Origin of the sequence: Yersinia alsatica (assembly GCF_902170305.1) — a bacterium.
GTDB classification, from domain to species: Bacteria; Pseudomonadota; Gammaproteobacteria; order Enterobacterales; family Enterobacteriaceae; genus Yersinia; species Yersinia alsatica.
The window spans coordinates 11,588-24,860 of record NZ_CABHWW010000038.1; the positions used below are offsets into that span (position 1 = coordinate 11,588).

A 13,273-nucleotide genomic window follows, 5' to 3' on the forward strand; every position below is an offset into this window, starting at 1 on the left:
CTTTTGGCTAACTGCTAAGGCTGACCGTGGGTAATCCCGGCAACTGCATTTTTCTGTTCTGAGCCACCATGAGCCCCAATCAGCGGGGTTTTACCGCCCATAAGGTCATTGGCTGCACTTCCCATCATTTTGATCGCTGATGAAGCCCCTTTCACTCTGGCTCCACCTTGGCTATGTTTGCCGTTGACGTCCTGAAGCTCAAGGCCATTGGTTTGCAAATCGACATTTCCTCCCTGATTGGCAATATTCCCACCGATCAATTCAGTTTTACCCTTAACTTTTAGGTTCACCGTTTGCTTACCGACAATGGCTGATTGCTCTTCGACCGCCTTGTTGTTTGCCACATCAACGTCAATACTGGCATTACCACTCCCGCCTTTGACCGAGTCATTTTGCACCTTATTTTTGACTTTGTTGCCAATGGCTTTAGTGCCTTTTTGCCACCATTTATCCTTGGTTTCTTTATCATCTTCCTTTTCGTTCGATATGACTTTTTTACCCTCTTTGGTGTAGCTGAGGAGTTTGACGTTATCCTCTTCTTTGCTGGTAAATTTGCTGGAGAGTTGGTTATATTGATTTTTGATTTTATCGAATAACTTGTCGGAGTTAGTATCGAGTTTTTTCTTAATCTTATTTGAACCCATTGGGCTGGCATCGGCTATCTGATTAATCAGACTTTCTTGTTTCGCATTACTGTGACCTGCGCCAAAGTGGGTAGTGGCCTCAACTTGATGTAACTCATCTATGCGGCTTTCGACGGTTAGATCACCACCAATATTGCCATTAATATTATCGGCCTCCAGCTTAGCCCCGGCCAGAACCATATCTTTAGCTGTGTTTAGCGTGATGTTATCGCTGTTTATATGGCTGTTTTGCTGTGTGACTGAATCCAGCTTATCCACGGCGACATCAAGCTTGGCCTCCACATCATGGTTCTTCTCACTGCTTTGTTTATCAATAACGCCTTTATCATCTTTATTAAACTGGTTACTTTGACTGCCATTCGCGGATGCTTCAAAGCTCCAGTTATTCTTATGCTGTTTATCCTGAGCCGATTCCAACGAGATACCGCCATTATTAGCATTCAACGTGGTTTTTTGGCTGTTGATATTGGCATTTTGCATATGAATAGCATCTTCATCGTCACTCCCTGCCTGAACAGAGAAATGCCCATTGCTGTGAATTTCGCTACCCTGATGTATCACCGCAGACTCGTCTGTCTTCGCGACCTTAATTTCAGCATCGGCCTGCATTCCTTTGCTGTTGCCATCTTTACCTTTGCTGATACCGGCATTAGCCCCTGCTGACCACGTCATATCCTGCTTTGAACCTTCAGATTTGGCTGCTTGAATATCAACTTTGCCATCTGCTATGAGTTGAATATCCCCGGTTGGTTTTTCTTTGCTGCCAAAGGCGGTGCCGGTGAGGGTTAAATCTTTTCCAGCATTTAGTTCAATTCCCTGCTGACCTTCCAGAGTGCTGACTTGGGCCATCGAAGCATTGCTTTCACCCTTACTGTGCCCACCGCCCAATCCTGCGCCAAACTCTTTACTGTTAGCATTGGTGCCGAGGTTTAGTTGGACATTGGCATCAACGTTATTATGGTTTTCGCTGATATGATCAGTTGCTTGATCAATGTGAATATCTCCCCCTGCATTAATCGTAATTTTCCCCTCTCCAGCATTGATATTAGTACCTTGATATTTGGCATCTTCTGTTACGTTAATATGGACGCCATTGGCGGCATTCATACTGCCAACCTGAGCATTTTCACCTTTGGTATTCTGCTCGGTGGAACCGCCTTTGCCCTTGCCATCAACAGTAATATCTTCGCCTGTGGTGGTATAAATCCGAATCCCTGCCTCACCTGAGGTTTCTTTAGTTTGCTGATCATCGCGATCAACTGCTGCTTCAAAATTATGGCTGGCAGCATCCAAGGTAATAGCCCCTTTATCAGCCTGATATTTAGTGCCCTGATCTTTTAATGCACCATTAGCATTGATAGCAATATCACCCCCCTTTTATTGAGGTTCCAGTAGATTGACTACTGGTATGGCTGGTTTCTTTCGTCTCTCCTTTGGCATAGATATCAACCCCGGCATTAGGTGAGTTAAAGTCATCTACGGCATCCAGCATGCCGCCCATATCTTGTTCTTTGGCCTTATTGACCATCTCTTCAATTGGCCGGGTTATTCCGTCATAAGCGACATTAACGCCAAAACCTACATCGGCTTTGGTGGTTTCGGTGACGGTTTTTTCACTGTTTTCTGCCGCCAGATTATTTACATTATCAGCATTGACTTGATAAGTGCCTTCGACGTTATGAGAGCTGCCTTGGTTAGTCATATCTTTGGCAGCATCAATATTTAAGTTACCGGCAACTTTAGATCCAGAAACTACCGCGGTTGATTTATCACTGCTGGTTTGGGTGTCTTCATAACTGACATTTGCTCCACTGCCAGCTTTATCCATCCCGCCGTCGTAGTGGACATCAACACCGACACTCTCTTTTTCTTTCTGGCTGGAGGTGGTGTCGTTGGCGGCAATAAACGAGACGTTTTCGCCTTTAATATCGGCATCTCCCTTGGTCGCGACGAGATCAGAACCGGTGAATGTGACGTCTTCTTTTGCATCCAATTTGACAGAGCCGCCCTCAAGAGTAGCCCCTTGGTGTTTAATGCTCTCTGTTTTCTCACTTTCGTCGGTATGTTCCAGTTTTATCCCAGCTTGATATTGGCCATTGCCGTCATCATGGGTAAAACCCTCAAGAGTTAATTTCGTTTTCTGCTCATCTATTTTTTGTTGTTCTACTGCCGCTTTAACATTAATTTCACCCAATGTTTCAATACCCAGCTCCCCGGCACTTTTTACCAGGCTGCCAATAACATCCACATTATCTTTGCTGATTATTTTAAGGTTAGCGTCAGACACTAATTCACTGCCAGTCACCTTTTCATCACGGTTATTAGCTTTATGTGAACTGCCGGTAATATTAAAGGCCACACCGTCACGCTCATCAATTTTGGTCGTTGTAGTACTGAGGGCGTTATCAATTTGAATGCCACCTTTGTCTGACTGAACAAAACCATCGTCAGTACCTTTGACTTTACTGCCGGTAATAGAAACACCATCACGACCACTGACAAAAATTTTACCCTCAGCGGTTATTTCGGAGCCGTGACTGGTTTCTGCATTTTTGTCATTATTATTATGGTCGATACCGCCTAATCCGAGGTTTTGTTCATGTTTACCGTTTGTTGTTGCCCGATCATGGGTCTTTTGTACATCAATTTTGACTTGATTAGCATTAATGAGTAAATCACCTTTCGCACTGGCTTTAGCTCCGCTGGTGGTCATTTTCCCTTCCGCAGTTAGGCCCAAATTTCCATCAGCCTGAAGTGTAGTTTTATTCAGTGTTTGCTTGGTTTCTTTATTATCCCAAGTTTTATCCTTAATAGTATGTGCATAATCATGGCCTTTATTGTGTGTAGATTCCTGATTAATTACACTTTCCAATATTAAGTCTTTTTTTGCTTTGACTGAAATGTTATTTCCAGCATTAACAGAAGAGCCGGAAAGTTTTATATCTCCTTTGGTTGACTGAATTGAAATGTTATTTTTTGCATTGATTTTTGTGAAGACATTTTTTTGTTTTTCTTCTTTGTTGAAGGAGGACTTATTCCATTTGCCCATTCCTAAAAATCCTTTACCTCCCTCTGTTGAATAACTGCTACTGCTATCAGTTAATTTTTCTGCGCCTAAATTAATATCTCCACCTTGCATATCAATATTATTGCCATCAATGGTGGCAGCATCGAGATGATTTTTTCTCTTGGCAATAATAGAAATATTTTTACCAACAATTTGCGTGTGTATTAACTTTTGTTTTACTGATCCTTCTGAATGAGTTTCAATAATGTCACCGGAAGTAAAAATATCACCCGCGCTTATTGTTATATTGTTGGCGCTTAAATCAGTTGGTGTTGGGTTATAATTAATCCCAGGGGAATAGTCGACGTCAAGATTTAGTTTCCCCGGCGTTGAGATATCTATTGATTCACGGCCACTATGATGCCCTGACATATTAACACCATTGCCTTCTGCGGTATTAATAATTCTGATTCTATTCGCCGATATGCTACCAAATATTTTACTGTCGTATGCGGCACCAATGTAATTAGCTGACTTGATTATGCGACCATCGGTACTGACTTCATTTTGACCTAATGTGACATTAATATCTTCCCGGGAATAAAATGCACCTTCCATATTAATTCGTGGTGTAATTAAATCAAGTGGCCCCATGAAAAGATAGCTGCCCTCACCGACTTCTAATAGATTGTTATTATTTCGAGTATCAAAACCTTGTAAATTCCCTTGATCCACTAATGGATTACCGACAACTAAAGACGTTCGGTTAGTATTAATAAATCCACAACCATTACAGGTAATGCCATTAGGGTTAGCCAAAATATAATCTGCGGCCATACCAAACACTTCTTGTTTGCCTAATAGCAATGATGGGTTGCGGCTGATAACTTCATTCAGAATAACATTGGCAGCCTGACCATTTAAGTTTTGGTTAGCGTTTAATTGCCCTGCTAGTTGAGAATTCCCTGAATTGATTGCATTATTCAGTACTGCACCTTCATTCCCCACATTGAAATTATCAAATTGGTTATGCGATAACCCAGATGCCGAGGGCGTGACGATATCAATGATCGGAGTACCATTGCTTGAGTGTACATCGGGTCTGTGAGCACTGTCACCCGCACTGACAATACCGGCTGCATAGCAGGTGGCGACTGAGACTGAAATAATGGCGACCGCCGCCACCAACTTCCCGGCGGGGGAAAGCTTAAATTTATTTTGCTTCATATTTATTGCTCCATCTAATTGTCATATTGCTAGTATTAATAAAAAATGGTGTTCACCGATATCGGCGAGTTAAAAGGAGTAAGAGAAGCGCGCCAGAATATTAATGGGATCTTTACTGTCAGATTTTCCTGACAATAAATGACCACGACTAGCTTCGACATCTAATTTGATATCACGGTAGCTGATATTAATTCCGGTACTGAACCCCATGGCACTGCTCCAATTTTGTGAAGGTTGCTGAATACGACCCACATCAACACCGAGCCGTGGCGTTATGGTGGTATTGCCAAGTGTGAAATTGCGCGACAAGGTATTCTGTAGATACCAACCTTTATCCGCTGATAATGTATTACGGCTAAAGCCGCGAATAGCGTTGTTATCGGTAATACTGAGCCACTCAATACCCGGCAGACGGTCACGGCTATATTGGCCATAGAATTGATTACTTAGCAGGTAGGTATCATCGAATAATTTGAAATATTGTCTGGAGGTAATGGCGGTTTTGGCTTTAGTAAATTGACTATCTTGATGGCGGGCAGAATAGCCCTGATCGGCACCCAACCACGGCAATCCTTGTTCAATACCGAAATTAATATTGAAAATACCGCTTGGCAGTATGTGCAGATGATTAAGCCCGAACTCAAAGACAGTGAGTGTTGGACTACTGACCGCTATTTTTTGGTCATTCAGATAGTTTTTAGCCTGCTTATAAGTTAATTGCGCACTAACGCCATTAATTTGGTCTTGGTCACGATAGAAAACATAATCTGTACGTAGACCGTGTTGCTGTGTTTTGCCATGAAGTTCGATGGAGTTAAATTGTAACTTCACCGGATACCGGTATTCAGAATAACTGCCAAAGCCGCTAAAGGTTAACGCCCCGTAGGGTACGGAATAAAAAAGTGAATAGGCGCGGCTATGATTTTTCTCAGCATTATCTGTGGTGCTGGAAACACTTAAATTAATGGAATCTGATAATCCCAATGGATTATCGAAAGAAAATGAATTCCGGCTCAACCAACTTCCGGTACTTTTATTACCGTAATTATCGAGTGATGTTGTTAGATGCCAAGGTTTTGAACGGATATTACTGAGTTTAAGAATAGACCCTCCCGGTTGGGTGCCGGGTAAAATATCTATGGTTATTTTATTTGATGGTAAGCGATTTGCCTGATCTAATCCTTGGTCAAGCTGAGTAATATTCAGTGGTTTTCCCGTCATATTAGGGAAAATACTTTCAACCGCTAACTGAGGATCGTCACTTTCAATTTTTTCGATAAAACCTTCAGTGACATCTAAACCGAGTTCATCATCGGTTTCAGGTGGAATAAATTGAATGCGCGCTGTGATATAGCCTTTGGAAAGATAAATCTGTGTTAGTTCGCGAGCGAGCAAATTAACATTCTCACTGCGGATGCATTCGTCTGGTATTGCCGTAAGGTTATCTAATTCTTTAATACTTAATAGAGTAATACCCTGAATATAGACACCACTGATTGGTAGGCACTGTGAGGCGCTTTCTAACTCAGGTGCATTGTTGGCGGTTTCAGGCGGTAATCTATGTGGCCCTGAATGCGATTGGCGGCGCTCTTCTATTAATTGATTAATTTCATTACTGCTGTTCTGTAAATTCTGGCGTGACTCATTAATTGGCGAGGGAATATCTATTCCCGGCACCTGAGTGGCGTGAGCACCAGTACTCAATAAAAACCATAATGCAGTGCGTTTTGGGATCATAATGTTTGATTGAGAAATGCACAGGTCAGTTCTCGCCTCCTTGAGTCAAATGCCGGGCAGCATGATTACTGTCCCTGATGAATAGAGACGGCAGGTAATCTCAAGAATTAAGAAATATTCACGAATAGGAGGAATATAATAAAAATTTGATGTTTATTGGATGCAAAGTCCAGATGGTGAGAATTAATTAAACTATATTCAGGCGAATAGCGGATGCTAATTAATTTAATAAAGAGGGGATTTAAGAAGGAATGCCCGGCTAAACCGGGCATGATAGATATTATGAATTATTCTGAGTCTTTTTTAACTGGCTTGCCGGACCAATAACCCGCCAGTAATGAACCAGAGAGATTATGCCAGACAGAGAACAGCGCGCCGGGCAGGGCGGCCAGTGGTGAGAAGTAAATTTTACCCAAGGTAGCGGCCAGCCCTGAGTTTTGCATCCCCACTTCGATAGCCAGTGTGCGGCAGGTTGATTCATCAAAACCGAATAGCTTGCCGCCCCAATAACCACTGAGTAAGCCAATACCGTTATGCAGAATAACTGCAATGATCACCACGAAACCGACGGAGGCAATATGGCTTTGGCTGCCTGCTACCACGGCACTGATAATGGCTACAATACAGACCATCGACATGGCGGGCAGATAAGGCTCAATGCGCTTAACCGTTTTGGTAAAAGTGTGGTGAATAACCAGGCCGGCGGTAATCGGGATAACCACGATTTGCAGAATACTTTTTAGCATCCCCACCACATCCACACTGATGGTGGCATCGACATATAACCGGGTCAGTAGTGGGGTGGCAAAAACACCGACCAACGTGGATACCGCAGAGATAGTGACAGACAGTGCCACGTCACCTTTTGCCAGATAAATCATCACATTGGATGCTGTACCGCTGGCGACACTGCCGACCAGTACCATACCGGCGGACAAATCCGGTGGCATACGGAACAGCATGGCCAGAATCCATGCCGTGAGCGGCATAATCAGATAATGCAGAAAAGTTGCCGCAGCGACGGGGGCCGGACGTGAAAGCACTCGTTTGAAATCATCCAGCCGTAGAGTGACACCCATGGCAAACATAATCAGCATCAATAGCGGGCCGACATAAGGGCCAATGCCAGTAAAGGTTGTCGGCCGGAAATAGGCGGCCACAGAGAGCAGCAGAGCCCATACAGGGAACAGGCGGGTGATTTTTACCAACATGAGGCGAGAATCCTTATTCGTCAGTATCAGAGATATGAAAAACCGGACGAAAACGCCCGGTTTGTTATGCCGTTACTTTGCAGGTTTTGTCATGGCTGCGGCGGTTTTACTCAAATAGATTGTGATGCAGCGTTTGCACCACTTTCTCCGCGTCATGGCCTGGGATCAAGAAACATAGGTTGTGGCTGCTGGCTCCGTAACAAATCATACGAATGTTGAATGGATCGAGCACGCCGAACACTTCTTTGCCGACACCACAGGCTTGCGATAAGTGATTACCGATAATTGCCACTAATGCCAGATTCTCTTCCACTTCCACCCGGCACAGCGAGGAGAGCTCAGTCAGCAATGACGTCGTCAATAGGCTGTCGCCGGTCGATGTGGAGCCGGTGGTATCCAGTGTGAGAGCCACACTCACTTCTGAGGTGGTGATCAAATCCACTGAAATATTGTGGCGCGCCAAAATGTTAAATACCTCGGCCAGAAAACCACGCGCATGCAACATGTTTAGGCTATGCAGGGTGACCAGCGTTTGTTTGCGGCGCAGTGCTAAAGCACGGAACAACGGTGGATTTTTGGTTTCATTGCACACCAGAGTGCCACCCGCCGCGGGATCTTTGCTGGAGCCAACAAACACCGGAATGTCGCTGCGCACTGCCGGTAATAAGGTGGCCGGATGCAGCACTTTGGCACCAAAAGTGGCCATTTCAGCGGCTTCTTCAAAGGCGATTTTATCAATACGTTTTGCCCCCGGAACCACGCGCGGGTCCGTGGTATAAATCCCCGGCACATCTGTCCAGATATCAATACGGCTGACATTCAGTGCTTCACCCAGCAGGGCTGCGGTGTAATCACTGCCACCACGGCCAAGGGTCGTCGTGCGGCCTTTACTTTCACTGCCAATAAAACCTTGAGTCACCACGATGGCGTGCTGGATGCGTGGCGCTAACTGGGTTTGAGCCAGCTCAGACAAGATTTGGGTGTCAGGTTCAGCTCGGCCAAAACGATCGTTAGTGCGCATAATTTTACGCACATCAAACCATTCCACCGCGACTTGGCGCTGGCGCAGTAGTTCGACAAACAGTAATGTCGACATCAACTCGCCGTGGCTGACCAACTCATCCGTCAGTGCTGCTGAGGTAGCCAGACTGGCGGCTTCAGACAACATGGAAATATTTTCCAGCATGCGATCAATTTCTTCGCGGATAACTACCGGATCGGAAAGTCTAGCGAGGATATTGTATTGAATGCGGCGAATTTCATCTAAATGCCGGGTGCGAATTTCCAATTCACAGCCTTCGGCCAGGGCGACCAACAGATTGGTAATACCGGCTGACGCCGACAATATTACCAAACGAACGTCCGGGTTCGATAAAACCACATCAGCACTGCGACTCATGGCATCAAAATCAGCCACGCTGGTGCCACCAAATTTGGCGACCACAGTCGGGGTAGAGGAGCGGCCAGTCTGTTGGGATGCTACTTGAATCATCTAAAAAACCTCGTGTCAGGGATGCCATCTTGGGTGGTCATCTGTATTAGCCTTGGCACAAGGAAAGAGCGGAAAATCAGGGGGCAGGCGTAGAAATAACCCTACGTTACACCCAGAAGCGCTCCACCTTGTTGACCGCCCTAAAGGAACGGCACTGGTGACAACCCAGGGGATTCAGCCCCTGCAGTCGACACGTTGATGGCCGAAATCATCGTGTCTCGGCGTCGCTCCCCCTCGAATGTCTTCAGCGGATCACGGCTCCTCTGACACCTTACCTGGGCGACGCACCTCTTCTGGCTTACGCACTTGGTGCGCAAGTAGGCCTTTAGGAATAACGGGTTATCGGCTTGCTGTCAACGATATGACCATGAGGTATTTTCATATTTAATAAATTGTCACTTCATATAACTAATTTAACTGGATATCGACTGACAATGCGGCATTTACCACATTGGAGGGGGCGTAGATTAAGGGAAAGAGAGAAAACAGGAAGCAGATCAAAAGTTGTTTCGAGAGATATCACCTATCGCAAGAAAAGAGATCTCAATCACAGGGTAACAGGATACAATCAATGTATTCGTTTCATTAATCCTTAAGCCTAGAAGAGCGCCGCTATGAAAAATATTAATCCTAGTCAAACCGCTGCCTGGAAAGCGTTACAGCAACACTTTGAACAGATGAAAGATGTGCAAATCCGCGATCTGTTTGCCGAGGACAAGCAGCGTTTTGAGAAATTCTCCGCGACTTTTGATGATCAAATGCTGGTGGATTTCTCCAAAAACCGCATTACCAGCGAAACCATGGAAAAGCTGCAAGCTCTGGCCAAAGAAACTGACCTGGCGGGCGCGATCAAGTCTATGTTTTCCGGTGAGAAAATTAACCGCACCGAAGACCGCGCAGTGCTACATGTGGCTCTGCGTAACCGCAGCAATACGCCAATTGTGGTTGATGGCAAGGACGTGATGCCAGAAGTTAATGCGGTTCTGGCCAAAATGAAACAGTTCTGTGACCGCGTAATTAGTGGTGACTGGAAAGGCTATACCGGCAAAGCCATTACTGATGTAGTGAATATCGGTATTGGTGGCTCAGACCTTGGCCCTTACATGGTGACCGAAGCGCTGCGTCCTTATAAAAATCACCTGAATATGCATTTTGTTTCTAACGTTGATGGCACTCATATTGCTGAAGCGTTGAAATCATTGAACCCAGAAACTACGTTGGTTCTGGTGGCATCAAAAACCTTTACCACCCAAGAAACCATGACCAACGCCCACAGTGCGCGTGATTGGTTCTTGGCGACGGCGCAAGATCCTGCTCATGTCGCCAAACATTTTGCAGCGCTATCAACCAATGCTAAAGCCGTGGGTGAGTTTGGTATTGATATCGACAATATGTTTGAGTTTTGGGATTGGGTCGGTGGCCGCTATTCCCTGTGGTCTGCGATCGGCTTGTCTATCGCGCTGTCTGTTGGTTTTGAGCATTTCGAACAGTTGCTCAGCGGCGCACATGCCATGGATAAACACTTTGCCAATACCCCGGCTGAGCAGAACCTGCCGGTCCTGTTGGCATTGATTGGTATCTGGTATAACAATTTCTTTGGTGCTGAAACCGAAGCTATCCTGCCTTATGACCAATATATGCACCGTTTCCCGGCTTACTTCCAGCAGGGCAATATGGAATCTAACGGTAAATATGTTGACCGCAACGGTAACCCGGTTGATTACCAGACTGGGCCAATTATCTGGGGCGAGCCAGGCACTAACGGGCAGCATGCGTTTTATCAGTTGATTCATCAGGGTACCAAATTGGTTCCTTGCGACTTTATTGCTCCGGCAATCAGTCATAATCCACTGAGTGACCACCACGCGAAACTGCTGTCTAACTTCTTCGCGCAAACCGAAGCGCTGGCTTTTGGTAAATCATTGGCTGAAGTTGAAGCTGAATTTGCTGCGGCAGGTAAAACACCAGAGCAAGTGGCTCATGTTGCGCCGTTCAAAGTGTTCGAAGGTAATCGTCCGACCAACTCTATCTTGCTGCGTGAAATTACCCCATTCAGCTTGGGTGCCTTGATTGCACTGTATGAGCACAAAATCTTCACGCAAGGGATTATCCTGAATATTTACACCTTTGACCAATGGGGTGTTGAGCTGGGTAAACAACTGGCTAACCGCATTTTGCCTGAGTTGGCAGATGATAAAGCCGTGACCAGTCATGACAGTTCAACCAATGCGTTGATTAACCGTTTCAAGAACTGGCGTTAAGCTTACGGGCTGAAGCTCCTTGATCCGTGCTTATTAGCCTCTTACTTGGGTAAGGGGCTTTTTTTTGGCTCGAGCGCAGCATTGCTGTGATAGGCTCGGGCTGTTTCGCCTATTTTGTATGGGGGTATTTATGGCCAAAAATTCGCGTTCTCAGTGGGTCGCTAAAAATCTACAGCGTTTGTTGAATCTCGGATTGATTGTACTTGCGGCTATTTTGGTGGTCTTTCTGATAAAAGAAACCATTCATTTGGGGCAGATGCTGTTCGTGAATAATCAGGAAACTTCGTCCTATATGCTGATTGAAGGCATTGTGATTTATTTCCTTTATTTCGAATTTATTGCCTTGATTGTTAAGTACTTTGAATCGGGCTATCACTTCCCACTGCGCTATTTTATCTATATCGGGATCACCGCGATTATCCGGCTGATCATTGTCGATCATGAAAATCCAATTGATACCCTGATTTATTCAGCATCCATATTATTGCTGGTGGTGACTCTGTACTTAGCCAATACCGAAAGGTTAAAGCGCGAGTAACCCTTCCTCCTTGGTGCTGTTATTTATTGGCCGCCGGGTTGTAATGACAATTCATTGATAAAAAAGAAAAATGGCGGCCATTAAGGCCGCCCTAAAGACACAGTACCAGAGGGAAAAAATAGGCTATTTTATTTGCCATTTTGGACCAGGGCAGTGCTCGCAATCCTCACGTACTGTATGTACGCTCCGGTTCCTCCGCACTGTCTTGGTCCAAACTGCCTGCAACAATGACGCCTATTGAAAACAAAATAGTTAGCCTTTCACCCCGCCGGCCGTTAGGCCACCCACCAACCAGCGCTGTGCCAGCAAGAAGACCGTGGTAATTGGGATAGCAGACAATACGGCTGCGGCGGCAAAATCGCCCCACAAATAGTTTTGCGGGTTCAGATACTGCTGCATACCTACCGCCAAGGTGTAGCTGTCCACATCGCGCAATAGCAATGAAGCGACCGGCACTTCAGTGATGGCAGCAATAAACGACAGAATAAATACCACGGCTAAAATAGGTACTGACAGTGGCAACAGCACCAGTCGGAAAGCTTGCCATGGGGTGGCGCCATCCAAGGCGGCAGCTTCTTCCAGTGAGTTATCAATGGTTTCGAAGTAGCCTTTGATGGTCCAGACGTGTAGGGCAATCCCGCCCATGTAGGCAAAAATCACTCCGCCATGGGTGTTCAAACCGATAAACGGCATATATTGCCCAAGGCGGTCAAACAAGGCATACAACGCCACCAGTGATAGCACCGCAGGGAACATCTGGAAGATCAACATGCCTTTCAGTAAGGTGCTTTTGCCACGAAAACGCATGCGAGCAAAAGCGTAAGCACAAGTTGTGGAAAGCGAAACAATACCGATGGCGGTGATCACCGCGATTTTAATTGAGTTCCATAACCACAACATCACTGGGAATGGTGGCGGCGTGACCGAACCATCGGCATGGGTCACACTCATACCCAGAGCCAGCCTCCAGTGTTCCCAGGATATTTGGTCTGGGATAAGGCTGCCGGTGGCGAAGTTGCCGGGCCGCAGCGAAATGGCAATAACCATCAACAGCGGGAACATAATCAGCGCGATAAAGCACAACATCAGAAAATGAGTGCCTAATAGACGCAAACGCTGGGATTTAGGTTGAACCATGGCCATCTGCATCTCCTCC

6 protein-coding genes, 1 pseudogene and 1 riboswitch are annotated in these 13,273 nt (G+C 45.6%); of the genes and pseudogenes, 2 read left to right on the forward strand and 5 right to left on the reverse strand.

Annotation, left to right across the window (positions count from 1 at the left end; translation table 11 throughout):
- Nucleotides 1–14: 14 nt before the first annotated feature.
- From FTA96_RS21440 to lysC, 4 genes and pseudogenes are all read right to left on the reverse strand, one after another.
- Nucleotides 15–4,878 (reverse strand): annotated as a pseudogene (locus FTA96_RS21440) (hemagglutinin repeat-containing protein).
- A gap of 69 nt (nucleotides 4,879–4,947) precedes the next feature.
- Nucleotides 4,948–6,615, reverse strand: coding sequence for a ShlB/FhaC/HecB family hemolysin secretion/activation protein (locus FTA96_RS21445; RefSeq protein ID WP_145574855.1), 1,668 nt, complete (start codon nucleotides 6,613–6,615; stop codon nucleotides 4,948–4,950).
- Nucleotides 6,616–6,902: 287 nt separating this feature from the next.
- Nucleotides 6,903–7,826: a ketopantoate/pantoate/pantothenate transporter PanS gene (gene panS / locus FTA96_RS21450; RefSeq protein WP_050111068.1), complete on the reverse strand. Its 924-nt coding sequence runs from the start codon at nucleotides 7,824–7,826 to the stop codon at nucleotides 6,903–6,905.
- Between the two features lie 106 nt (nucleotides 7,827–7,932).
- On the reverse strand, nucleotides 7,933–9,318 hold the full coding sequence (gene lysC, locus FTA96_RS21455) for a lysine-sensitive aspartokinase 3 (protein ID WP_145574858.1): 1,386 nt from the start codon (nucleotides 9,316–9,318) through the stop codon (nucleotides 7,933–7,935).
- Nucleotides 9,319–9,426: 108 nt separating this feature from the next.
- A riboswitch (Lysine riboswitch) is annotated at nucleotides 9,427–9,619 on the reverse strand.
- A 313-nt stretch (nucleotides 9,620–9,932) separates the two neighbouring features.
- On the opposite strand from lysC, the gene pgi reads away from it, so the two are divergent.
- Together pgi and psiE are read left to right on the forward strand one after the other, a co-directional pair.
- Nucleotides 9,933–11,579, forward strand: coding sequence for a glucose-6-phosphate isomerase (gene pgi / locus FTA96_RS21460; RefSeq protein ID WP_050136261.1), 1,647 nt, complete (start codon nucleotides 9,933–9,935; stop codon nucleotides 11,577–11,579).
- A 130-nt stretch (nucleotides 11,580–11,709) separates the two neighbouring features.
- Nucleotides 11,710–12,117: a phosphate-starvation-inducible protein PsiE gene (psiE, locus tag FTA96_RS21465; protein ID WP_050111065.1), complete on the forward strand. Its 408-nt coding sequence runs from the start codon at nucleotides 11,710–11,712 to the stop codon at nucleotides 12,115–12,117.
- 252 nt (nucleotides 12,118–12,369) lie between these two features.
- Here the strand turns inward: psiE and malG are convergent, their stop codons facing one another.
- A complete protein-coding gene (gene malG / locus FTA96_RS21470) occupies nucleotides 12,370–13,260 on the reverse strand; it encodes a maltose ABC transporter permease MalG (RefSeq protein ID WP_050110830.1) in 891 nt (296 codons plus the stop codon).
- Nucleotides 13,261–13,273 lie beyond the last annotated feature (13 nt).

Coding starts and splice junctions, on each gene's coding strand:
- malG (WP_050110830.1), bottom strand. CDS start 13,260: ATGGCCATGGTTCAACCTAAATCCCAGCGTTTGCGTCTATTAGGCACT.
- panS (WP_050111068.1), bottom strand. CDS start 7,826: ATGTTGGTAAAAATCACCCGCCTGTTCCCTGTATGGGCTCTGCTGCTC.
- pgi (WP_050136261.1), top strand. CDS start 9,933: ATGAAAAATATTAATCCTAGTCAAACCGCTGCCTGGAAAGCGTTACAG.
- psiE (WP_050111065.1), top strand. CDS start 11,710: ATGGCCAAAAATTCGCGTTCTCAGTGGGTCGCTAAAAATCTACAGCGT.
- FTA96_RS21445 (WP_145574855.1), bottom strand. CDS start 6,615: ATGATCCCAAAACGCACTGCATTATGGTTTTTATTGAGTACTGGTGCT.
- lysC (WP_145574858.1), bottom strand. CDS start 9,318: ATGATTCAAGTAGCATCCCAACAGACTGGCCGCTCCTCTACCCCGACT.